At 61.9% G+C, this 22,440-nt stretch carries 23 protein-coding genes; 7 read left to right on the top strand and 16 right to left on the bottom strand.

What is annotated here, in order from left to right; translation table 11 throughout:
- The first annotated feature begins 183 nt into the window (after positions 1-183).
- Entirely contained in the window at positions 184-585 is a 402-nt protein-coding gene (locus tag ACIPOO_RS08995) for an RNA-binding S4 domain-containing protein (RefSeq protein WP_274133262.1), read from the top strand.
- A gap of 96 nt (positions 586-681) precedes the next feature.
- On the opposite strand, the gene ACIPOO_RS08990 is transcribed toward ACIPOO_RS08995, so the two are convergent.
- Positions 682-1,491, bottom strand: coding sequence for a phosphatase PAP2 family protein (locus ACIPOO_RS08990; protein WP_400605991.1), 810 nt, complete (start codon positions 1,489-1,491; stop codon positions 682-684).
- Between the two features lie 102 nt (positions 1,492-1,593).
- Here ACIPOO_RS08990 and hslO point away from each other — a divergent pair, with 102 nt between their 5' ends.
- Together hslO and ACIPOO_RS08980 are read left to right on the top strand one after the other, a co-directional pair.
- Positions 1,594-2,496 (top strand): Hsp33 family molecular chaperone HslO, encoded by a 903-nt coding sequence (gene hslO / locus ACIPOO_RS08985; protein ID WP_274133259.1) that lies wholly within the window; start codon positions 1,594-1,596, stop codon positions 2,494-2,496.
- Between the two features lie 191 nt (positions 2,497-2,687).
- On the top strand, positions 2,688-4,229 hold the full coding sequence (locus ACIPOO_RS08980) for a phosphoenolpyruvate carboxykinase (protein ID WP_274133257.1): 1,542 nt from the start codon (positions 2,688-2,690) through the stop codon (positions 4,227-4,229).
- A 210-nt stretch (positions 4,230-4,439) separates the two neighbouring features.
- Here ACIPOO_RS08980 and ACIPOO_RS08975 read toward each other — a convergent pair whose 3' ends face one another.
- Together ACIPOO_RS08975 and ACIPOO_RS08970 are read right to left on the bottom strand one after the other, a co-directional pair.
- A complete protein-coding gene (locus tag ACIPOO_RS08975; protein WP_274133255.1) occupies positions 4,440-5,156 on the bottom strand; it encodes a hypothetical protein in 717 nt (238 codons plus the stop codon).
- A 128-nt stretch (positions 5,157-5,284) separates the two neighbouring features.
- Entirely contained in the window at positions 5,285-6,097 is an 813-nt protein-coding gene (locus tag ACIPOO_RS08970; protein ID WP_400605987.1) for a hypothetical protein, read from the bottom strand.
- A 196-nt stretch (positions 6,098-6,293) separates the two neighbouring features.
- Between ACIPOO_RS08970 and ACIPOO_RS08965 the strand changes: the two genes are divergently transcribed.
- Positions 6,294-6,725, top strand: a complete 432-nt coding sequence (locus ACIPOO_RS08965; protein WP_400605985.1) for an acyl-CoA thioesterase — start codon at positions 6,294-6,296, stop codon at positions 6,723-6,725.
- A gap of 59 nt (positions 6,726-6,784) precedes the next feature.
- Here ACIPOO_RS08965 and ACIPOO_RS08960 read toward each other — a convergent pair whose 3' ends face one another.
- From ACIPOO_RS08960 to ACIPOO_RS08945, 4 genes are all read right to left on the bottom strand, one after another.
- Positions 6,785-7,258 (bottom strand): glycine zipper domain-containing protein, encoded by a 474-nt coding sequence (locus ACIPOO_RS08960; RefSeq protein ID WP_274133251.1) that lies wholly within the window; start codon positions 7,256-7,258, stop codon positions 6,785-6,787.
- Positions 7,259-7,617: 359 nt separating this feature from the next.
- Positions 7,618-9,948, bottom strand: coding sequence for an FdhF/YdeP family oxidoreductase (locus ACIPOO_RS08955; RefSeq protein ID WP_274133276.1), 2,331 nt, complete (start codon positions 9,946-9,948; stop codon positions 7,618-7,620).
- 2 nt (positions 9,949-9,950) lie between these two features.
- Positions 9,951-10,790, bottom strand: a complete 840-nt coding sequence (fdhD, locus tag ACIPOO_RS08950; protein WP_400605983.1) for a formate dehydrogenase accessory sulfurtransferase FdhD — start codon at positions 10,788-10,790, stop codon at positions 9,951-9,953.
- A gap of 95 nt (positions 10,791-10,885) precedes the next feature.
- Positions 10,886-11,773, bottom strand: coding sequence for a LysR family transcriptional regulator (locus ACIPOO_RS08945; protein WP_274133247.1), 888 nt, complete (start codon positions 11,771-11,773; stop codon positions 10,886-10,888).
- A 164-nt stretch (positions 11,774-11,937) separates the two neighbouring features.
- Between ACIPOO_RS08945 and lysM the strand changes: the two genes are divergently transcribed.
- Positions 11,938-12,378 (top strand): peptidoglycan-binding protein LysM, encoded by a 441-nt coding sequence (lysM, locus tag ACIPOO_RS08940; protein WP_274133245.1) that lies wholly within the window; start codon positions 11,938-11,940, stop codon positions 12,376-12,378.
- 94 nt (positions 12,379-12,472) lie between these two features.
- Here the strand turns inward: lysM and yrfG are convergent, their stop codons facing one another.
- Positions 12,473-13,135 (bottom strand): GMP/IMP nucleotidase, encoded by a 663-nt coding sequence (yrfG, locus tag ACIPOO_RS08935; protein ID WP_400605980.1) that lies wholly within the window; start codon positions 13,133-13,135, stop codon positions 12,473-12,475.
- 97 nt (positions 13,136-13,232) lie between these two features.
- On the opposite strand from yrfG, the gene nudE reads away from it, so the two are divergent.
- The gene (gene nudE, locus ACIPOO_RS08930; RefSeq protein WP_274133243.1) at positions 13,233-13,799 is read left to right on the top strand and encodes an ADP compounds hydrolase NudE; all 567 of its coding nucleotides are present in this window, start codon (positions 13,233-13,235) and stop codon (positions 13,797-13,799) included.
- Entirely contained in the window at positions 13,796-14,653 is an 858-nt protein-coding gene (cysQ, locus tag ACIPOO_RS08925; RefSeq protein ID WP_400605977.1) for a 3'(2'),5'-bisphosphate nucleotidase CysQ, read from the top strand. The genes nudE and cysQ overlap by 4 nt, the downstream gene beginning before the upstream one ends.
- A gap of 8 nt (positions 14,654-14,661) precedes the next feature.
- On the opposite strand, the gene ACIPOO_RS08920 is transcribed toward cysQ, so the two are convergent.
- The 8 genes from ACIPOO_RS08920 to rfbB all read right to left on the bottom strand — a co-directional run bounded on the left by ACIPOO_RS08920 (position 14,662) and on the right by rfbB (position 22,388).
- On the bottom strand, positions 14,662-15,099 hold the full coding sequence (locus ACIPOO_RS08920; protein WP_400605974.1) for a DUF2599 domain-containing protein: 438 nt from the start codon (positions 15,097-15,099) through the stop codon (positions 14,662-14,664).
- 108 nt (positions 15,100-15,207) lie between these two features.
- Complete coding sequence (locus tag ACIPOO_RS08915; protein WP_400605972.1) at positions 15,208-15,672, bottom strand: YiiD C-terminal domain-containing protein; 465 nt, start codon at positions 15,670-15,672, stop codon at positions 15,208-15,210.
- Positions 15,659-17,038 (bottom strand): sigma-54 dependent transcriptional regulator, encoded by a 1,380-nt coding sequence (locus tag ACIPOO_RS08910; protein ID WP_274133239.1) that lies wholly within the window; start codon positions 17,036-17,038, stop codon positions 15,659-15,661. Before ACIPOO_RS08910 ends, ACIPOO_RS08915 begins: the two co-directional genes overlap by 14 nt.
- Positions 17,035-18,846, bottom strand: a complete 1,812-nt coding sequence (locus ACIPOO_RS08905) for an ATP-binding protein (protein ID WP_400605968.1) — start codon at positions 18,844-18,846, stop codon at positions 17,035-17,037. Before ACIPOO_RS08905 ends, ACIPOO_RS08910 begins: the two co-directional genes overlap by 4 nt.
- A 170-nt stretch (positions 18,847-19,016) precedes the next feature.
- Positions 19,017-19,898, bottom strand: coding sequence for a dTDP-4-dehydrorhamnose reductase (gene rfbD, locus ACIPOO_RS08900; protein WP_400605965.1), 882 nt, complete (start codon positions 19,896-19,898; stop codon positions 19,017-19,019).
- Entirely contained in the window at positions 19,895-20,440 is a 546-nt protein-coding gene (rfbC, locus tag ACIPOO_RS08895) for a dTDP-4-dehydrorhamnose 3,5-epimerase (RefSeq protein WP_274133236.1), read from the bottom strand. Before rfbC ends, rfbD begins: the two co-directional genes overlap by 4 nt.
- A complete protein-coding gene (rfbA, locus tag ACIPOO_RS08890; RefSeq protein WP_274133235.1) occupies positions 20,437-21,312 on the bottom strand; it encodes a glucose-1-phosphate thymidylyltransferase RfbA in 876 nt (291 codons plus the stop codon). The genes rfbC and rfbA overlap by 4 nt, the downstream gene beginning before the upstream one ends.
- The gene (gene rfbB, locus ACIPOO_RS08885; protein WP_274133234.1) at positions 21,309-22,388 is read right to left on the bottom strand and encodes a dTDP-glucose 4,6-dehydratase; all 1,080 of its coding nucleotides are present in this window, start codon (positions 22,386-22,388) and stop codon (positions 21,309-21,311) included. Before rfbB ends, rfbA begins: the two co-directional genes overlap by 4 nt.
- Positions 22,389-22,440 lie beyond the last annotated feature (52 nt).

Here is a 22,440-nt window from a genome sequence, read left to right as displayed (position 1 = left end):
GTGAGATGGTCGAATGTTTTCAAAGCGATCCCGTACGTTTGAGCGTTCTGCCCACAATAGCTTGGCGAAGACGAGTGTGCATGCCCTCACATGTGTGCGGAGGATTCTACCCAACGCTTGCGATTACTGCGTGCTCGACATTGCGTAGTACAGTTCTGACTATCACGTAATTGAGGAATTCAGATGACACAGAAGTCAGACGAGGACGACAAGGTTCGTCTGGACAAATGGCTTTGGGCCGCGCGCTTCTTCAAGACCCGCGCACTGGCCAAGGCGGCCATAGAAAGCGGCAAGGTGCATTGCCGTGGAGAGCGTTGCAAGCCGGGCAAGGAGCCGCGCATTGGCGACGAGTTCCAGATTCGAGCCGGCTTCGATGAGCGCACGGTCGTCGTCAAGGCGCTGTCCATCGTGCGCCGCGGCGCGCCGGAGGCACAGTTGCTCTACAGCGAAACCCCGGAAAGTGTGGCCAAACGTGAGCAGGCGGCCGAGATGCGCAAGGCGGGCAGCCTGGGCGTGACAACGGACGGCAGGCCGACCAAGAAGCAGCGCCGACAATTGTTTCAGTTTCGGTCAGGGGATGATTGAAGTCGCGCCTGCCAATTCGTAGCAGCGCGGCTTGCCGGCGGGGGCGATTTCAATGACGCCCCGCCGGCAGGCCGTGCAGCTACAAGTCGTCGGCGGTTACAACTGCGCGCCCGGCTTCATGATCGCCAGGCATTTGAACAGCGGAATCCGCCCGAACAGATTGAAGATCGGCGCCGTCGCTCGCAGCACAAAGCCGGTGGCGACCGCCGCGAACGGGGTGTAGCAGCTCCAGGCCAGCGCCAGCAGGGCGATCAATACGCCGCCGATGTAGTCATCCTGGCCCCAGTGCGCACCCGCGACCAGGCGCGGCATCATGAACAGCAACGCCAGCGCCCAGATCACTACGCGTTGGCTAACGGTGCGGCTGAAGAGGGTCATGAACATTGCCCAGATCAGCAGGACCGAAGCGTGGTCGCCCGGAAAGCTCTGGCTCGAACGGTCCTTGAGCTGCCATTTGTCTTCCAGCGTCGGGAAGATCTCGCTGAGCTTGATCGCGTCGGGAATCACAACCGATGCGCTGTCATGCTGCAGGGACGTGTGGTCGATGATCTTGGAAAACACGGTGCGGATGATCAGCAGCAGGATCAGCGTCAACACGAAGCCGATCAATGCAGCCCGTGCCTGCACCGCCTTGAACACCCAGTCGCCCTTGATGAGCAGCATCAACAGAATCAGGCCGACGACGATATCGAACGGGCGCATACTGGCGACTGTCCAGGTCCACAACCAGGCCTTGTTCTGTACCAGTGGTCGGTTCAGCAGATGGAAAAACCATTCGTCGAACTGCGTGAGTGCCGCATGGCCTGTGGGCCAAATCCACACCAGCAGCAAGACGAGCGCTACCAGATGACACAGCAAGAATTTTTTGGCGTTCCACTTGGGTTGGAACAGCGCTGGATAGTCCATAAAATAACCCCATCGAAATGGCAATGCGGCACAGGTTAGTGCGAAACCGCGTTTTATAGGCGCTTGTCATCACTTTGTCATTAATTCAGATACCTTTTTCCCATGCATGAATTCCCGGATATCGATTACACCCAGCGTTTCATCTTCGATGAGAGCGACGTTCGCGGCGAGCTAGTGGCGCTCGAGCGCAGCTACGCGGAGGTTTTGGCCAAGCACCCGTACCCTGAGCCGGTCGCGCAATTGCTCGGCGAAATGCTCGCAGCGGCTGCCTTGCTGGTGGGCACCTTGAAGTTCGACGGTTTGCTGGTGCTCCAGGCCCGCTCCCTCGGCCCGGTGTCGCTGCTGATGATCGAGTGCTCCAGTGAGCGCGAGCTTCGCGGTATTGCCCGTTACGACGAGAGCCTGGTCACGCCAGGCGCGACGTTGCAGGACCTGATGCCCGACGGCGACCTGACCATGACCATCGATCCGCGCCAGGGCAAACGCTACCAGGGCATCGTGGGTCTGGACGGGGTCGATCTGTCGGCCTGCCTGTCCGAATACTTCGTGATGTCCGAGCAGTTGCCTACGCGCTTCTGGATCAAGGCTGACGGCAAGCGGGCCCGTGGCATGCTGCTCCAGCAGCTGCCACCGGAAAAACTCCGCGAGCCCGAAGAGCGCGCGGCCAGTTGGCAGCACGTCAACACGCTGGTCGACACACTGACTGCCGAAGAGCTGCTGAGCCTCAACAACGAGACCGTTCTGCACCGCCTGTTCCACGAAGACGCCGTGCGCATGTTCGATATTCAGCCGCTGGTGTTCCGTTGCAGCTGCTCGCGCGAGCGGTCGGCCAACGCGCTGGTCAGTCTTGGTCTGGAAGATGCACAGCAATTGGTGGTCGAGCACAACGGTACCGTCGAGATCGATTGCCAGTTCTGCAATCAGCGCTATTTGTTCGATGCAACAGATGTAGTGCAGCTGTTCGCAGGCGGCGGCGTCGATACCCCTTCCGACACTCGCCATTGATGTAGTGCCAAGGCCGGGCTGAATGGTTTCTGCCCGGCAGGCTTGGCTCTCCTTTATGTAGTTCTGACAGGAGGGCCCTACCTTTTTTGGGCTTTTCTGGCATAATCCGGCCACTTTTTAGCTGTAGTAGTCAGGGTTTTTCTACTACAAAACGTTTGGAGCACTCGGCCAGCGGGCCGACGGGGAATCTCATGACGCAAGCCAATAACGCCGTTCACACCGATCTCAGTGTTGACGATCTGGTTAAAGAAGCCCTCAGTCGCGGTGAAGGCGTACTGTCCGATACCGGCGCACTCGTCGTGGAAACCGGCCATCGCACTGGCCGTTCGCCAGTCGACCGTTTCATCGTTGAAGAACCGACTACACAGGAAGCAATTGCCTGGGGTCCGATCAACCGCAAATTCCCTGCCGACAAATTCGATGCCCTGTGGGCCCGTGTCGAGGCGTTCAACAACGCCCAGGAACATTTCGTTTCCCACGTGCACGTAGGCGCTGCGGCCGATCACTACCTGGCCGTGAAAATGACCACCCAGACTGCCTGGCAGAACCTGTTCGGTCGTTGCCTGTTCATCAACCCGGCTCAGTACAACCCGGCCGGTCGCGAAGAATGGCAGATCCTCAACGTTGCCAACTTCGAGTGCGTGCCTGAGCGTGACGGCACCAACTCCGACGGCACCGTCATCATCAACTTCGCACAGAAGAAAGTCCTGATCGCGGGCATGCGTTACGCCGGCGAAATGAAAAAGGCCATGTTCTCGGTACAGAACTTCCTGCTGCCGGCGTCCGACGTGCTGCCAATGCACTGCGCCGCCAACATCGGCGAAGAAGGCGACGTGACGCTGTTCTTCGGTCTGTCGGGCACCGGCAAGACCACCCTGTCGGCCGACGAAAGCCGTTACCTGATCGGTGACGACGAGCACGGCTGGGGCGAAGGCGTTGTCTTCAACATGGAAGGCGGTTGCTACGCCAAGTGCATCGACCTGTCCGAGAAGAACGAGCCTGTCATCTGGAAAGCCATCAAGCATGGCGCAGTGCTGGAAAACGTAGTTCTGGATGCCAACAAGCACGCCGACTACGCCGACAGCAGCCTGACCCAGAACAGCCGCGCCGCCTACCCGCTGGAGCACGTTGAAAAGCGCTCCGAAGCGAACCTGGGCGGCGAGCCAAACGCCGTGATCTTCCTGACCTGCGACCTGACCGGCGTTCTGCCGCCTGTGTCGATCCTCAGCGAAGAACAAGCGGCCTACCACTTCCTGTCGGGCTACACCGCGCTGGTCGGTTCGACCGAAATGGGCTCGGGCGCCGGCATCAAGTCGACGTTCTCCACCTGCTTCGGCGCGCCGTTCTTCCCGCGTCCGGCTGGCGAATACGCAGAGCTGCTGATCAAGCGCATCCGCGGCTTCGGCTCCAAGGTCTACCTGGTCAACACCGGCTGGACCGGCGGCGGCTACGGCGTGGGCAAACGCTTCAACATCCCGACCACCCGTGGCGTCATCGCAGCCATCCAGAGCGGCGCGCTGATCGGTGCTGAAACCGAGCACCTGGACACCGTCAACCTGGACGTGCCGAAGTCGGTACCGGGCGTCGAAACCGTACTGCTCAACCCGCGCAACACCTGGGCTGACAAAGCGGCCTACGACGAAGCCGCCAAGGCCCTGGCCGGCCTGTTCATCGAGAATTTCAAGAAGTTCGACGTGAGCGACGCCATCAAGGCAGCGGGTCCGAAGTTGTAAGATCGGATTCAGCCGAACAAGAAACCGCCCTTCGGGGCGGTTTTTTATGGGCGCGGCGGCCTCGAAACCGCCATCGCCGGCAAGCCGTGCTGCTACGGATTCAATGGTGTAACACAAACCGCGCATCCCCCCACCACCCCGTAGCAGCACGGCTTGCCGGCGGGGGCGGCTTTGGGATCGGTATCGCCGGTAAGTCAGACTGGGCAGGGCTCAGCCCGCTTTTTCAGTCGCCGGAAAGTCCTGGGTGATGTCGAAGCTGCCTTTGGCAACGACGCTCTTGGCGTTGCACAACCCGGCGTCGAACCCTGGATGACGTTCGCCGTGCTCGGCGGCGTAGGCGGCGGCTTCCCGGGTGCAGTCGTCGGACGGCTGCTCGGGTGACAGGGCGGCGTTGAACTGGAAGGTACCAATCAGGCGATAGCGGTCCAGCAGCTTGTTGCCCGACTCAAGCTTTTCGATCTTGCTGAAATCGAGTTTCACGTTGCTGTTGGCACCGCTCTTGTCGGCGTCGTAGTACTGGTAGTAGGAACCAGTATCGTAGGAGGCGCTGTTTTCGTCGTGGGCGACTTCCACGCGGCCACCCTGAAACATGATGGCGTGCTTTTCCTGATCGGGATCTTCAAAAGAGAAGCCCACCACCGGCCCGATGCTGACTTCGTTGCGGTCGCCGTCGGCTTCCTGGTCGGCGCTCAGGGTCAGCCAGTTGGCGCCGGGCTGCTTGCCCGGCAGGAACCCTACACCTACCGCGTCGCCATGGGCCTCGTAATGCAGGTTCATGGCGCCGCTGACATCCACCGTCATTGATTTGGACAGCCCGCGAGCGTCGGCAGTGGCGCTCGCGGCTTTTCCGGCGCTCTTGTCACCGCAACCGGCGAGCGTGGCCATCAAGGCGGTGAATAACAGGGGCAGGTAATGGGTGCGGGTCATGACGTCTTCCTGAAGTGATCGGCGTTGGGGCCTCTGCTTGGCGAAACGTATGACCATCGAAACAGGATTTTGTCGAATCCCTTCGGCAAATCTTTGCGTGAAGCACCAGGTTCTCCTGGGGTGTGCGACTAGGGCCTGTAAGTCCGCGCCGCTTCGCAGAATTGCTCTTGTGCCAATTTGTTTTTTTCGTCCTTGTCCTTGGCCACGCGTTTGGTCCAGTCGCTGCACATGTCCTTGAAGTAGGGTTCGGCAGCACGACGGCATTCGCGGTATTCGACGCTGTCGCTCTTGAAGTTCATGCACACGCTGCTGTTTTCGACGTGGTGGTTGTAGATTCGATAACGCGCCTCGTAGCGGTTGCGGCCGTCAACTTCACGTATCAGCACGCCCGCCACTTCGTATTGCCGGCCGGTTTCGGCCTTGGGCTTGGCTGCGGCGGATTTGTACTGCGCCATGTAGCGATCCGAGACCATGCCCTGGGGGCGAGGCGCGTTGTAGTCGGTGGCTTGGCCGTCGCCGAAGCGGCAATTGATGACGTCGCGGTCGATCACGTTGCCTTCTTTCAGGCAGTCATCCAGCGGTTTGGAGGCAACAGGCTGGGGTGTCGTGTCCAGCCGTGGCGCCACGTAGACCACCTGCTCAGTGGTGCGGATCGCGGGTTCAGGCGCCATGGTCTCCGGCTCGCTCGGAGCCTGGAGCGTCAAGGACGGGTCAACAGCCGTCGCAACTGCCTTCCTTGGTTGGAGCATCTGCGTGAGCAGGTAAACGATCGCCAGCAGCAGGGCGACGCCAATCAGCAGGGTCCCCAGGGGCAAGGGTCTTTTTTGCTGTGGGACTTTTCGTTTGCCTGGATGCGATCCGAGTACGACATCGAACTGGTCGGGTGTCAGGCGCTGTATCACGGTCTGCCCGTCGTCCTTGGGCGGTTGGTTGGGTTGCATGGCCTCTCCCTGGCGGATGTCGCGTTTTCTAGATGATCTTGGGACATGAGCGCACGGGCGCATTCGACCGTGGTTTTGTGTTGCGGGAGGTTAAGCGGCGTGATGTTGTTTTGCTAGTGCCCGGTATCGAAGTTGTGTGAGGAATGTATCCTGATCGACATTTGTGTCACGGCCTTGAGCAATCACAGAGGGATGCATGATGAGCCAGACCCCGCAACGCACCGACTACCGCCACTTCCAGCCCATCACCACGCGTTGGCATGACAACGACATCTACGGCCATGTGAACAACGTGACGTACTACAGCTTCTTCGACAGCACCGTGAACAGCTACCTGATCGAACGCGGCGGGCTGGATATTCATGAGGGGGGCGTGGTGGGATTCGTGGTCAGTTCTTCGTGTGACTACTTTGCCTCGATTGCCTACCCGGACCTGATCGAGGTCGGTCTGCGGGTGGGCAAGCTGGGCAACAGTTCAGTGCAATACGAGCTGGCGATTTTCAGGGCGGGAGAAGAGGAGGCCTGTGCGGCCGGGCGCTTCGTGCATGTGTTCGTGGATCGCCAGTCGAACCAGCCGGTGGCCATTCCCGCAGAAATGCGTGAGGCGCTGGAACATCTGACGGTCTGAAACGACAACCGGCCGCGTAGTCGGCGGCCGGTGGTCATGTGCGATAGCTGCTTTGCGGATCAGCGATGACGCCAGCCGCGATGACGACCGTGGTCGTGGTGACGGTGGCCGCGGTCATGGTCGTAGTAACGACGGTCACCGCGATAGCCACGGCGGTTGTCGTCGTCACGACGGCTCTGCTCGCCCATGTAGTTACCCAGTGCGCCACCGGCACCGCCGCCGGCTGCTGCGCCGATCAGGCTGCCGGTGCTGCCACCGACGCTGCGGCCGATCACGTTGCCGCCCGCAGCGCCCAGGCCACCGCCAATGGCAGCTTCGGCACGGTTGTGGCGGTTGGCGCCCACTGCGCCACCTGCAGCGCCGCCCAGGCCTGCGCCGATGGCGGAGCCAGTGCTGCCGCCGATCTGCTGGCCGACAACCGAACCCAGTACCCCACCCAATGCGCCGCCCACACCGGCGTTCAGGTTATCGCCAGCCGAGGCGAAACCAGTGGCCAGCGAGAGGGACAACAACAGAATCGAGGAATACTTCATGTATGTGTGCTCGTAGGGATGACGACGCGATCCTGCAATCATGAAGAAAATGTCACAATCGAATTCCGACGAGTAACACGACTTGTATACAAATATCTAAGTTATTGTTTTTGATCGGGAACTTAATCTATTTTGCCCGGTCATAGACTACTTCACACAGGCCTGAATCATGCGATTCGGGCCTTTTTTGTGGGCGAACGGAATTCAAATGTACAGGGCGGGATACACAGAGTCATGCGGATGAGTGACTGACCTGTGGGAGCGCGCTTGCCCGCGACGGCGGCGTGTCCGCACCGGATTCGGTCATGACACACCGCTGTCGCGGGCAAGCGCGCTCCTACAAGGAATGGCGTTCGGCGTTAGATGATTCGCGCCGTTTCGCTATGCCGCTCCAGCTTGATCGCCACGAACTTCGACGTCGGCGTATGGCTGCCTTCGCCAATGCTTTCCAGCGGCACCAGCGGGTTCACTTCCGGGTAGTAGGCAGCGGCCTGGCCGGCCGGGATATCGAACGGCAACAGGGTGAAGCCCTTGACCCGGCGCTCGATGTCGTCGCCCCAGATCGACACGATGTCGGCTTTCTGGCCGGGCACGAAGCCCAGGCGGATGATGTCGGCTTCGTTGAGGAACATCACGTCACGCATGCCCTTCACACCGCGATAACGGTCGTCCAGGCCGTAGATGGTGGTGTTGTACTGATCGTGGGAGCGCATCGACTGCATGATCAGGTCCGGCACGATGCCCTTGGCGCGAATGCTTTCGTGCAGCAGGTCCTGCGGCAACTGGTTGGACTTGAAGGTGGCCCGTGCGCTTGGCGTGTTCCATTTGCGCGAACCGGCGGTGCTGCCCAGGTAGAAGCCGCCCGGATTCTTGATCTTCTCGTTGAAGTTCTGGAACGCCGGAATGGTGTCGGCGATCAGGTCGCGGATGCGGTCGTAATCTTCCACCAGCCACAGCCAGTCCACCGGCTGCTTGCCCAGGGTCGCGTTGGCGATACCGGCCAGGATCGCAGGCTCCGAGCGCATGTGGCGCGACAGCGGCTTGAGCTGGCCGTTGGAGGCGTGAACCATGCTGAAGGAATCTTCCACGGTGACCGCTTGCGGGCCTTCGGCCTGCATGTCGATGTCGGTGCGGCCGAAGCACGGCAGGATCAGCGCTTCCTTGCCGTGGGTCAGGTGGCTGCGGTTGAGCTTGGTGCTGATTTGCACGGTCAGGTCGCAGTTGCGCAGCGCTTCGAAGGTGCGGTTGCTGTCTGGCGTCGCCTGGGCGAAGTTGCCGCCCAGGGCGATGAAGACTTTGGAGCGGCCTTCGAGCATCGCATGGATGGCCTCGACCACGTTGTGGCCGTTCTCGCGCGGCACCTTGAACTGGAAGCGTTTTTCCAGGGCATCGAGGAAGAACGCCGGTGGGCGCTCGTTGATGCCCATGGTGCGGTCGCCCTGAACGTTACTGTGGCCACGCACCGGGCACAGGCCAGCGCCAGGCTTGCCGATGTTGCCGCGCAGCAGCATCAGGTTGGCGACTTCCTGAATGGTCGGCACCGAATGGCGATGCTGCGTCAGGCCCATCGCCCAGCACATGATGACGTTCTTGCTCTTGGCGTACATGCGCGCCGCCAGCTCGATGTCTTGCAGCGACAGCCCCGACTGCTCGACGATGAACTCCCAGGAGGTGTCGTCGACCACGGCCAGGTAGTCCAGCACGCCGTGGGTGTGCTCGTTGAGGAAGGCGTGGTCGAACACCGCAGGCCCATTGGTGGCCTGGGCTTCGCGTTCCCATTGCAGCAGGAACTTGGCCATGCCGCGCAGCATCGCCATGTCGCCACCCAGCGATGGGCGGAAGAAGGCAGTGTTGGTCGGTTCCGAACCGTTGCTGAGCATTTCCAGCGGATGCTGTGGATGCTGGAAGCGCTCAAGACCGCGCTCCTTGAGCGGGTTGATGCACACCACCTGAGCGCCGCGCTGGACTGCTTCGCGCAGCGGTTCGAGCATGCGCGGATGGTTGGTGCCCGGGTTCTGGCCGAAGACGAAAATCGCGTCCGAGTGTTCGAAGTCATCGAAGGTCACGGTGCCTTTGCCGACGCCAACGCTCTGCGAGAGCGCGACGCCACTGGCTTCGTGGCACATGTTCGAGCAGTCGGGGAAGTTATTGGTGCCGTAGGCGCGCACGAACAGCTGATACAGGTACGCCGCTTCGTTGCTGGCCCGACCCGAGGTGTAGAACTCGGCCATGTTCGGGCTTGGCAGATTGTTCAAGTGTTTGGCGATCAGGGCGAAAGCGTCGTCCCAGGCGATGGGCTTGTAACGATCGGTTTCGGCGTCGTAGACCATAGGCTCGGTCAGGCGGCCCTGATATTCGAGCCAGTAGTCACTCTGTTCCAGCAAGGCGCTGACGCTGTAGCGGGCGAAGAAGGACGGGTCGACGCGGCGCTTGGTGGCCTCCCAGTTGACCGCCTTGGCGCCGTTTTCACAGAACTTGACCATGCCGCTTTCAGGCGAGTCACCCCATGCGCAACCCGGGCAGTCGAAGCCGCCGTTCTGGTTGGTCTTGAGCATCATGCGCAGGTTTTTCAGCGCGTTGTCGCTGGTGAGCCAAGCTTTACTGACGCTGATCAACGCGCCCCATCCGCCAGCCGGGCCCTTGTAAGGCTTGTAGCGCGGGATCGGGGTCTTGTCGGCTTGTTTGTGCATGCTCACGCTTTACTCTCCAAGGCAGGGCTGAAGACCCTAGGGGCGCTGTGTTTGGGCAGATGAATGAGGTTAAGGTTGTGACGGCGGGCCCACTGCACTGCCAGCCCGGTGGGCGATGACAGGCTGACCAGGGTCTGGATCCCGGCACGCAAGACTTTCTGGATCAGTTCAAGGCTGCAACGGCTGGTGACGATGGCCAGGCCCCCGGTGCTGGGGATGTTCTGGCGGATCAGGGCGCCGATCAGTTTGTCCAGGGCGTTGTGCCGGCCGATGTCTTCCCGGCCCATCAGCATTTCGCCCCGTTCGTTCATAAAAATAGCCGCATGGACGGCACCGCAATACGCGCCCAGCGGCTGAAACTCGTTCATACGTTCACGCAGGCCCGTGAGCCATTCGGCTGGCGGCAGCGGGGCGCCGGGCAGCACGTTCAGCTCAGGCAATGCCTGCTCCACCGCTTCCACGCCGCACAGCCCGCACCCGCTGGTCCCCGCCAGTTGCCGACGCTGGGTCTTGAGGTTCCAGAAGGCGCGGCTGGCGATCTCGACCTCGGCGGTTTGCGCAGAACCGCAACCGCCGAGCTTGATGTCGTAGATCTCGTCAGGCGACTCGATGATCCCGCTGCCAATGCTGAACCCGACGATGAAGTCTTCAAGATCGGTCGGGGTGACCAGCATCACTGCCTGGCTGATGCCGTTGTAGGCAATCGCCAGCGCCACTTCCTCAGCGAGCAGGTTCGGCTCGCTGGCGTCACCTTCCAGGTTCGAGAAGCTGTAGGACTGACTTGCGGCAGGCGCGGGCAGTGATTTTGCGGGCGCCGTGCCTTCCGTTTTCTTGGGAGGCATGGGGGATGACCGGCAGTGTATGAAGGCCTTAAGCCTATTCCACCGGTGGTATGACGTCTAATCGCTAGTACTGATGTCTTGATAGATGACGTCGATCAAGATGGCTCGGTCATTTTGTGATACAGGCCAAAGCAGGCTTCAGCCAATGCCGAGCGGGGTGCCGAGCGGCGCATGATCAAGCCCAGGCGCGCCAGGGTGGTGGCCTGTTCGATCGGTTGCAGGCGCAGGTGATCGGCCAGGTTTTCCAGCCCGCCGTCCAGCGGCATGATCGCGCAGCAGAAGCCCTCGTTCACGGCTTGCAACAATTGATGCACGGCGTCGGTCTGGATCAGCGGTTGGGGTTGCAGGCCGCGGCTATGGAAGTTGTGGTCGATGGACTGGCGAAAGTGCATCCCGCTGGTGAGCATGCCCAGCGGCAGTTCGATCAGGCTTTCCCAGCTCAGGGGCGCGTCGCCAAAGCTGAAGTGGCGCGGATCGTACATCAGCCCCATGCGGGTCTCGGCCAGTTCCAGCGATTCGAAACGCTCGGTGTCCAGCCGGTCCAGGTACGAGACGCCCAGGTCCAGCCGGTTGCTGGCCAACTGGTCGAGCATCTGCTCGGAACTCAACGACGACAGCTCGAAGCGCATGTGCGGGTGTGCGGCATGCATGCGTTGCAGCAAGGGCAGCGGGTCGAAGTTCGACAGCGGCACCACGCCCAGGCGCAGTGTACCGACGAGATTGCCGCGACAGGCCGCCGCTTCGGCCTGCAAGCCGTCATAGGCCGCCAGCACCGTGCGCGCCCAGGCCAGCACGCGCTCGCCCGGAGCGGTGAAGCCCTCGAAGCGTTGCCCGCGGTTGACCAGCGGCAGGTCCAGCTCTTCTTCCAGGCTGCGAAGGCGCATGGAGAGGGTCGGCTGGGTGATGTGGCAACGCGCAGCCGCCTGCCCGAAATGACGGGTTTCGTCCAGGGCGATCAGGAACTTCAGCTGCTTGATATCCATTGTCACTCCGCAAGGCAAAGGGCTGGCCGGAGGGATTCTAACGTGCAGGGCGGCCCGATGGGGTGGCGAATGTGTAAGGGGGTCATTGGTCGGATGCAGCAGGCAGCCGGCAGGATGGGGCTATGGTTGGAATTCGGACATCAATAAATGCAGGGAGAAACATCATGAGCATTTTCAGTTTTCTGAAGGAAGCGGGCGAAAAGATCCTCGATGCGCTGACCCCGGGAAACGCCAATGCTGACGAAGTCCTGAAGAAGCATATTTCAGAGGTTGGTCTGGGTAATCCGAATATCACGGCAACCGTGGAGGGCGACAAGGTAACGCTCACGGGCGAGGTCGCCAGCCAGGAAGAGAAGGAAAAGATCATTCTGGCGGCGGGCAATATCGCAGGCGTTGGCAGCGTTGAAGATCAGATCACGGTGACCGGCCCGGCGGCCGCACCGGCGAGGTTCGTGACGGTGGAGAAGGGCGATACGCTCAGTGCCATTTCCAAACGTGTGTACGGCGACCCGAACAAGTATCAGAAGATTTTCGAGGCCAACAAGCCGATGCTCAAGGATGTGAACAAGATTTATCCGGGGCAGGTTTTGCGGATTCCTGAGTAGATATTTTATCGACCGTGCCGACGTCATCGCGGGCAAGCGCGCTCCTACATTGATCGCGGTCCCATGTAGGAGCGCGCTTACCCGCGACGGCGTTTCACAACCCCCGCATCAACTCCCGGTAATCCTCCACCGCCGCAAACTCCTCCGTGTCCTTGGGCCCCTTGCGGCTGTCTGGCTCGCGCACCGCGAGCAGGTGCCGGATGCCATAACGCCCGGCGCTACGCAGGATCGGCAAGGTATCGTCGATGAACAGGCTGCGCGCCGGATCGAAGCCGATGTCAGCGTGCAGCGCGTCCCAGAACTGCGGGTTTTCCTTGGGAAAGCCGTAGTCGTGGGAGCTGATCAAGCGTTCGAAGTAGGGCGCCAGTTGCAGGCGCTCCATTTTCAGTGACAGCGAATCACGGTGGGCATTGGTAATCATGATTACGCGCTTGCCGGCCTTCTGGATCGCGGCCAGAAAGGTCTCCGCGTCCGGGCGCAGGGCGATCAGGTGCGCGACTTCGACCTTCAGGTCCTTGACCGACAGCTTCAGCTCGGCACTCCAGAAGTCGGTGCAGTACCAGTTGAGGGTCCCCGCATTCTTTTCGAACAGCGGCACCAGTTCCAGCATGGCCATGCTCAGGCTGATTCCGTGCAGATCGGCGTAGCGCTGGGGCAGGTATTCCAGCCAGAAGTGATTGTCGAAATGCAGGTCCAGCAAGGTCCCGTCCATATCCAGCAGGACGGTGTCGATATCGGGCCAGGGCAAGGAAGGCATTGGGGTACCTCGGTAATGAATGAATCACGCAGCCTTTGCGACACAGACATTCGCAAAAGCCGCTGTATAGTACCCCGTCTACACCAAGGAGCCCGCCATGCGCCAGAAACCCACCGTACTCGCTCGCGAAATCGTCGCCAGCAGCCGCCTGTTCCGCGTCGAGGAAGTGCAACTGCGTTTCTCCAACGGCGTCGAGCGCGTTTACGAGCGTCTGGTCGGGCGTGGCAACGGATACGGCGCAGTGATGATTGTGGCGATGCTCGATGCCGAACATGCGGTGCTGGTCGAGGAATACTGCGGCGGCACCGACGAGTACGAGCTGTCCTTGCCCAAGGGGCTGGTGGAGCCTGGCGAAGACGTGCTGGCAGCCGCCAACCGCGAACTCAAGGAAGAAGCCGGCTATGGCGCGCGGCAACTGGAACACCTCACCGAACTGTCGCTGTCGCCCGGCTACATGAGCCAGAAGATTCAGGTGGTGCTGGCCACCGATCTGTATGAAGAGCGCCTGCTGGGCGACGAGCCCGAGCCCATGCGTGTGGACAAGATCAACCTGCGCGAGCTGGCGAGCCTCGCTCAGCACCCGCAATTTTCCGAAGGCCGGGCGCTCGCGGCGCTGTACCTGGCCCGTGACCTGCTGACCCAGCGTGGAGCCTTCCAGCCATGACCGATGCCTTCGCCCAACTGCCCCATCCGCTGCTGGCGCCTGTCGTCGAGCTGTGTCGCCGCGCTGGCGAAGTCATCCTGCCGTTCTGGCGCTCGGGTGTGGAAGTGACGGCCAAGCCCGATGACTCACCCGTGACGGCGGCGGACCTGGCGGCCCATGAACTGCTGGTGGCGGGCTTGAAAGCGCTCGATCCGAGCATCCATATCCTTTCCGAAGAAGACGCCAATATCCCCTTGAGCGAGCGCAGCCAGTGGCAGCGCTGGTGGCTGGTCGATCCGCTGGACGGCACCAAGGAATTCATTTCCGGCAGCGAGGAGTTCACCGTCAACGTCGCGCTGATCGAGAACGGGCGCGTGGTGTTCGGCGTCGTTTCGATGCCCACCAACAACCGGTGCTACTTCGGTGGCGCCGGGCTGGGGGCGTGGCGCAGCGAAGATGCTGCGCACCTTGAGCCGATCTCTGTGCGCACCCGGCCTGGTGTTGGGGAGTCGTTCACGGTGGTCGCCAGTCGTCGCCATTCCAGCCCGGCGCAGGAAAAACTGTTGGCAGGTCTGTCAGCGGCGGTGGGCGAGCTTGCGCTGGCCAACATCGGCAGCTCGCTCAAGTTCTGCCTGCTGGCCGAAGGGTCAGCCGATTGTTATCCGCGCCTGGCACCCACCTCGCAGTGGGACACCGCAGCGGCGCAGGGCGTGCTGGAAGGCGCGGGCGGCGTGGTGCTGGATCTGGCGGGCGAGACGTTCGATTATCCGGCCCGTGAGTCCCTGCTCAACGGGTATTTCCTGGCGCTTCCGGCGCAGGCGCCTTGGCGCGATGCGTTGATCCGGCTCGCCAGTGCCGACGCAGGCGATCATTGATTGGCCGGTCAAGGATTGCAGTCGCGTCTCACGGTTTCCTCATAGCCGACGTCGGGCCGCCCTGGTTCGACGTTCCATTCCTCTTTTGTCGTCAATTTGTCCAGGTGGCAAATGATCTGATCGCGCATGCCGCGCGTATCATTGCCTTCCAGCCAATGGACATTGCCTGACTGGTCCCTGATGACCGCGTCGATGACCAGCCCTGTCGATGTTAGCTGGCCCCGCAAGCTTCGGGTGCAAGGGGTTGGAACCAGGCTCAGTGACCAGAGCTTGGGGCCTGCGTCGAATCGCCAGTTCGCCGACAGGAAATACCTGTCACAGGCAGGGGTAACGAAGTCGAAGCGTGGAGTTGCCGCAGCGTTGGCCTGTGACTGGTCATCGCTGGTGGCATTGGCGCTGACGAAAACAAGTGCTGAACAACACAGAATGGCTTTCCCGATCCCCATGGCGCAGACCTCTTCCCTGACAAATCCGACTCCAACTCCCGAATTCAAGGTTAATTGCAGGTCCCAGCGACATTAGATTGTGTCGCGATAGGGGTTATCGCGATTCGCTCACCTGTGCAGCACGTACTGCCCGACGAACTCCACCGCCGGCTCATCCGAACCCTCGGCAACGATCCGCGTCTTGAGCGCCAGCCGGGCCATGCCGCGCCGTTGGTACATCTTCAGGAATTTGTCCCAGCTGGCGTCATCGGGGGCGTCGCAGATGGCGACACCGTCGCGCTTGACCGGCAGCGGGTACTGAATCTGCCCGTCCTGAATCACGATGTGTCCGTCGTCGATCCCGGCTTCCTTGAGCCGCAGGTACAGCCAGCCCCAGCCCGCCAGCACCGCGCCGCAGTAAAGGCTTCCGCCGAACAGCGTGCTCTTGTGATTGATGTTCTGCGCCAGTGGCAAATGCAGACGCAGTTGGTGATCTTGCCAACTGATGACCTCCACGCCCATGTCGCGGGTCAGGGGAATGTCCTGATGGAGCACGCTCTGGAGCAATTGAGCGAGCGGATCATTCGTTGTCATCGGAGCCTCCGCCGCTGAAGTTCAGGCCGTGCTTGCGCAGCTTGTCGTGCAGGGTCTTGCGCGGCACGCCCAGGGCTTCGGCCAGACTGCGGACCGAGCTGTGGGGGCGGGCCAGTTCGGCGGCGATCAGGGCGCGTTCGAAACCTTCGACCTGCTCGCTCAGGCCGCCGCTCGACGACGGCAGCGCGGTAGCGGATGCACCTTCGAGTTCCAGCTCAAGGCCCAGGGCGAAGCGTTCGGCGGCGTTCTGCAGTTCGCGCACGTTGCCCGGCCAGTTGTGGCGCAGCAGCATCGAGCGGTGACCCGGTTGCAGTTCATGGCGCGGCATGCCGTGACGCAGGCTGGCGGCGTCGGCGAAGTGCTGGAACAGCACCAGCGGATCCTCGCCCCGTTCGCGCAGGGGCGGGATGCGCAGCGGCGCGACGTTGAGCCGGTAATACAAGTCGGCGCGGAAACGGCCCTGATCGGCCGCATGGCGCAGGTCTTCCTTGGTGGCGGCGATGACGCGGATGTCCAGCGGGATCTGCTGGTTGCCACCCAGGCGCTCGACCACGCGCTCCTGCAACAGACGCAACAGCTTGACCTGCACATCCATGCTCATGCTCTCGATCTCGTCGAGAAACAGCGTGCCGCCGTTGGCGAACTCGAACTTTCCGATGCGCCGCTTCTGCGCACCGGTGAACGCGCCGGGCTCGTGGCCGAACAATTCGCTCTCCACCACCGATTCCGCCAGGGCGCCTGCGTTGATCGCCACGAACGGCCCGGCGCGGCGGCTGGACAAGTCATGCAGGGCGCGGGCGACGACTTCCTTGCCGGCGCCGGTTTCACCCAGAATCAACACGTCGGCCTTGGTTGCCGCCAGGGCGCCGATCTGGTCGCGAAGACGTTGCATCGGTGCCGAAAGGCCCACCAGACGTGTGCTCAGTTGCTGGCGATCGCTCAGTTCCAGACGCAGGCTGCGGTTGTCCAGCACCAGTCGGCGCAACGCCAAGGCACGGCGCACGCTGTCGAGCAGGGCGTCGCTGGCGAAGGGTTTTTCCAGGAAGTCATAAGCACCGGCGCGCATCGCCTGCACGGCCAGCGGGACGTCACCGTGGCCGGTGATCAGCAGCACCGGAAGCTCCGGATCCTGAGCGTGCAACTGGTTGAGCAGTTCGAGCCCGTCGATGCCCGGCATGCGGATATCGCTGACGATGACCCCAGGCCAGTCGCGCTCGATGCGCCCCTGCAAACCCTTGGCGTCGCTCAGCGGCAGGATTTTCAAGCCAGCCAGGTCCAGCGTCTGGCTCAGGGCCTGGCGCAGGTGCGGGTCGTCGTCGATCAGCACGACCTGTATCCGGCTGTCGATGGCGGTGTCCGTGGTCATGCAGATAGATCCTCCGGCGGTTGAAGACTGACGCCCGATGCAGCCGTACGCATGCGCAGCGTCAACAGCGCGCCGCCTTCGGGGTGGTTGGCGAACAGCAACTCACCGCCCAGGGCGCGCATCAGCGTATCGCAGATCGCAAGGCCCAGGCCCAGCCCCTGGGTGCTGGTCTTGGTGGTGAAAAAAGGTTCGCGAGCGTGCTCCAGCGCTTCTCTGGAAAAGCCCGGCCCGTTGTCGCGAATGTACAGGTTGACGCCCTCGGCGCTGTGTTCGGCACTGATCCACAGTTTGCGCGGCGGACCTTTTTCGGTCAGCGCGTCCAGCGCATTGGCCAGCAGGTTGCCCAGCACCTGGCGCAGGCGCGTCTCGCCGGCCTGCACCCACAGGGTCGCATCGGGCAGGTCGCGGATCAGCTCGACGTCCATCGCCCGGCGACGTTTGGCGAGCAGCGACAGTGCATCGTCCAGCGCCGGCTGCAGGGCCACGCTTTCTGGCGCATGACGGTCGCGGCGGGCGAAGGCGCGCAGGTGGGCGATGATCGAGGCCATTCGCCCGGTGAGTTCGCTGATGAGCTTGAGGTTGCCACGGGCGTCGTCGGTGCGTTGATGATCGAGCAGCACCTCGGCGTTTTCCGCGTAACTGCGAATGGCCGCCAGTGGCTGGTTGAGTTCATGGCTGATGCTGGCCGACATGGTGCCCAGCGCCGAGAGCTTGCCGGCCTGCACCAGTTCATCCTGGGCGCGAAACAACTCCTGTTGCGCATGTTCGCGCTCCAGCACTTCCTGACGCAGGCGCCGATTGAGGCCTTCCAGGTCGGCGGTGCGTTCGGTCACCCGCACTTCCAGTTCGCGACGCGCCTTGCCTTCGATGTTGATGCGGTCCAGATAGTGGCGACGGCGCTGCATCATGATGCCCAGCAGCAACATCAGCACCAGCAACGTGCCGCCACCGATGGTCACCACCGTGCGTACCGGGCGTGATACCAGCACCTTGGGCGCGAGAATGTTCACGCTCCAGCCGGTTTCGTCGATCTGCTGGGTTTGCGTCAGCCAGCCATCCTCGTCCAGTTGCAACGGCCGGGGATCGCGGGTCGGGTAGGGCTGGATGGCGACGATGGCCTGCTTTTCTTCTTCGCTCAGGGGCCGGGTCGCGCGGAAGCGCCAGTTGGGGTTGGAGGTCAGGATCACCACGCCGTTGTGGTCGGTAACCAACAGTTGTTCCGGCGTCTTGCCCCAGAGTGTTTCGGTCAGGTCCAGATCGACCTTGACCACCAGCACGCCGATCACGGTATCGCCATCGCGCACGGCGGCGGCGAAGAAGTAACCGCGTTTGGCCGACGTGGTGCCCAGCCCGAAGAAGCGCCCCAGCTTGCCGGCCATGGCATTGCTGAAGTAGGGGCGGAACGCGAAGTTGCGGCCCACGAAGCTGTCGCGCTTGTCCCAGTTGGAGGCGGCCAGGGTGTCGCCATTGGGGGCCATCAGGTAGATGACCTCCGCGCCGGTCTGGCTGGCGGTGTTCATCAAGAGCTGATTTGCACGGGCCTGGGTCGCGGCGTCCTGCGGATTGGCGAGCATGGCGCGCAGGCCCGGCAGGTCACCGAGAATCTGCGGCAACACTTCGTAGCGATGCAGGGTGCCGAGCAGGTTGGCGACGTACAGATCCAGGGTCTGGCGATTCTGGCTCAGCAGTTCGTTGCGGTAGTAATGCTCGGCCAGACGCTCCAGCGGCCACAGCAGCGGAGCCAGCAACAGAGCCAGTAACGCCAGGCTGCGCCAGCGCGGGCGGGGCGGGAGAGAGGTGCGAGTCATTGTATGCGTACACTGCTGGTGTATGTGGTGCCTGCACTGATGTCTCGCGGATGAATCCGCTCCCACAGCGAATCGTGTCTTGCCTGTGGGAGCGGATTTATCCGCGAACGAGCGCGCAGCGGTCGCAATAGACTACTCGCGGTGTAGGCTCGATATCACTCGCATTATGCCTACGGCTGCTGTGCTAAGCACTCCAGCATTGCGTCATGCCAGTCGGGCTGGCTGACGCCCCACTCCCGTTGCAGCCGGGTGCAGTCCAGGCGCGAGTTGAGCGGGCGCACTGCCGGGGTCGGGTAGGCGCTGGAAGGAATGGGCTCAAGGGTCGCGCAGGGCTTGCCGGCCTTTACCAGTTGCTGGCCGATGGCCTGGGCAAAGCCGAACCAGGACGTTTCGCCACTGTTGGTCAGGTGATAGACACCCCAGGCGCCCGGCTTGCCATCGCGCCAGCGCTCGACCAGTTCGCGGGTGCTGTGGGCGATGGTGCCGGCCCAGGTCGGCGCGCCAATCTGGTCGGCGACGACGGTCAGCTTCTCGCGCTCCTGCAGCAACCGTTGCATGGTCAGCAGGAAGTTGCGCCCGGTCAGGGAATACACCCAACTGGTGCGCAGAATCAGGTACTGACCGCCTGCCTGTTCGACGGCCTGTTCGCCCGCCAGCTTGCTGAGGCCGTAGACGCCCAGTGGGTTGGGTACGTCGGACTCGGTCCAGGCACCGTCCTTGCTGCCATCGAACACGTAATCGGTGGAGTAGTGAATGAACGGAATGCCCAACGCGGCCGCTTCTTCGGCAAGCACGCCGGGTGAAGTGGCGTTGATCGCGAAGGCCAGTTCAGGCTCGCTCTCGGCCTGATCCACCGCCGTGTGCGCCGCTGCGTTGATGATCAGGTCCGGCTTGATGTCGCGCACCAGCGCACGAATCGATTCGGGCTGGCTCAGGTCCAGACGCTCACGCCCCGGCACGATCAGTTCGCCCAGGTCCTTGAGGCTGTGTTGCAACGCCTGGGACACCTGGCCGTGTTGCCCTACGATCAGGATTCGCAGGGCATGGCTCATGGGAACAGATCCGCGTCGGTCAGGCGCTTGCCCACCTGGTCCTTGGCTGACAGCTTGGGTGCGTCAGTCAGTTGCCAGTCGATGGCAAGGTCCGGATCGTCCCAGCGAATGCAGCGCTCGGCCGACGGGGTGTAGTAATCGGTGGTCTTGTAGAGAAATTCGGCATGCTCGCTCAGGACCACGAAGCCGTGGGCGAATCCTGGCGGAATCCACACCTGCCGGGCGTTCTGCGCCGACAGCTCAAGGGCGACCCACTTGCCGAAGTTCGGCGAGCTGCGCCGGATATCGACCGCGATATCCAGCACGCTGCCTGCCGTCACCCGGACCAGCTTGCCCTGCGCGTGCTCGATCTGATAATGCAGCCCGCGCAGGACGTTTTTTTGCGAGCGCGAATGGTTGTCTTGCACGAAATGGGCGCTGACGCCCGTTGCCTCGGCAAACGCCGCGGCATTGAAGCTTTCGTAGAAGAATCCACGCTCGTCACCGAACACCTTGGGTTCGATGATGAGGACATCTGGCAACTCACTCGCGATGACGTTCACTGACTTTCCCCTGCGATTTTGAACAGGTACTGGCCGTAGCCGGTTTTACCGAAATAATCCGCCCGCTTGAGCAGGTGGGCCCGGTCGATCCAGCCGTTCTGGTAGGCGATCTCTTCCAGGCACGCAACCTTGAGGCCCTGGCGATGCTCGACCACTTGCACGTATTGCGAGGCGTCGAGCAGGCTGTCGTGGGTGCCGGTGTCGAGCCAGGCGAAACCACGGCCAAAGCGCTCGACGCGCAAATTACCGCGCTTGAGGTAGGCGTTGTTGACGTCGGTGATTTCCAGTTCGCCACGAGGGGACGGTTTGACGTCCTTGGCGATCTGGATCACGTCGTTGTCGTAGAAATACAGGCCCGTCACTGCGTAGCTGGACTTGGGCGCCTTGGGCTTCTCTTCGATGGACAGCGCATGGCCTTGCTCGTCGAAGTCGATCACGCCGAAGCGCTCCGGGTCCTTGACCCAGTAGCCGAACACCGTGGCACCGGACTTGTGCTCCGCAGCACGCTTGAGCTGGTCGCTGAAGTGCTGGCCGTGGAAGATGTTGTCGCCCAGGATCAGGCAGACCGAATCGTCGCCGATGAACTCTTCGCCGATCAGGAACGCCTGGGCCAGGCCATCTGGCTTGGGCTGTTCGGCATAATGGAAATGCACGCCGAACTGGCTGCCGTCACCGAGCAGGGCGCGGTATTGCGGCAAGTCCTGCGGGGTGGAGATGACGAGGATCTCCTGGATGCCGGCCAGCATCAGGACCGAGATCGGGTAGTAGATCATCGGTTTGTCGTAGATCGGCAGCAACTGCTTGGAAACCCCGAGCGTGATGGGGTGCAGGCGCGTGCCGGAGCCACCGGCCAGTACGATTCCTTTGGTCATGCGATCAGATCCTTTACGTGAGTGCCGAGGCGTTCGCCCTGATAGCTGCCGTCCTGAACGTTGCGGCACCATTCCAGATTGTCCAGGTACCACTGCACGGTCTTGCGCAGGCCCGACTCGAAGGTTTCTTCGGGGGTCCAGCCAAGCTCGCGCTCGATCTTGCTGGCGTCGATGGCGTAACGCATATCGTGGCCGGGGCGGTCGGTGACGTAGGTAATCAGGTCGGCGTAGTTGGCCACCCCCTTGCGCTGTTCCGGGGCGAGCTCTTCGAGCAGGGCGCAGATACCGCGCACCACGTCGATGTTCTTCTGCTCGTTGTGCCCGCCAATGTTGTAGGTTTCGCCGACCTTGCCTTCGGTCACGACCTTGAACAATGCACGCGCATGGTCCTCGACGAACAGCCAGTCACGCACTTGCAACCCGTTGCCATACACCGGCAGCGGTTTGCCGGCCAAGGCGTTGAGGATCACCAGCGGAATGAGTTTTTCCGGGAAGTGGAACGGCCCGTAGTTGTTCGAGCAGTTGGTGACCACCACCGGCAGGCCGTAAGTGCGCTGCCAGGCGCGAACCAGATGGTCCGAAGCCGCCTTGCTGGCCGAGTAGGGCGAGCTGGGCGCATAGGGCGTGGTTTCGGTGAACAGGTCGTCCACGCCGTGCAGGTCGCCGTACACCTCATCGGTGGAGATGTGGTGGAAACGGAAAGCCGCGCGCTCGGCATCCCCAAGGCCCTGCCAATAGGCACGGGTGGCTTCCAGCAGGCTGTAGGTGCCGACGATGTTGGTCTGGATGAACGCCGACGGACCGTCGATGGAACGGTCTACGTGGGATTCAGCCGCCAGGTGCATGATCGCGTCCGGCTTGAAGCGCTCCAGAACGGCGCTCACGGCGGACTGGTCGACGATGTCCAGCTGCACGAACTCGTAACGTGTATTAGTGACGATACTTTGCAGCGATTCGAGGTTGCCTGCGTACGTCAGTTTGTCGAGATTCAGTACTTCATGGTCGGTGTTGTTGATCAAATGGCGGATCAGCGCCGAACCGATAAAACCGGCGCCACCGGTGACAAGTATTCGCATAGCCAAACCTTCTTCCCTGGATGGACGTCAAGATAACGAAGCATAGCTTGTG

Source organism: Pseudomonas sp. NPDC090201, from assembly GCF_044746825.1.
GTDB classification, from domain to species: Bacteria; Pseudomonadota; Gammaproteobacteria; order Pseudomonadales; family Pseudomonadaceae; genus Aquipseudomonas; species Aquipseudomonas putida_AD.
The sequence above is the reverse complement of the archived record's forward strand: the minus strand, read 5'-3'. Positions and strand labels throughout refer to the sequence as shown.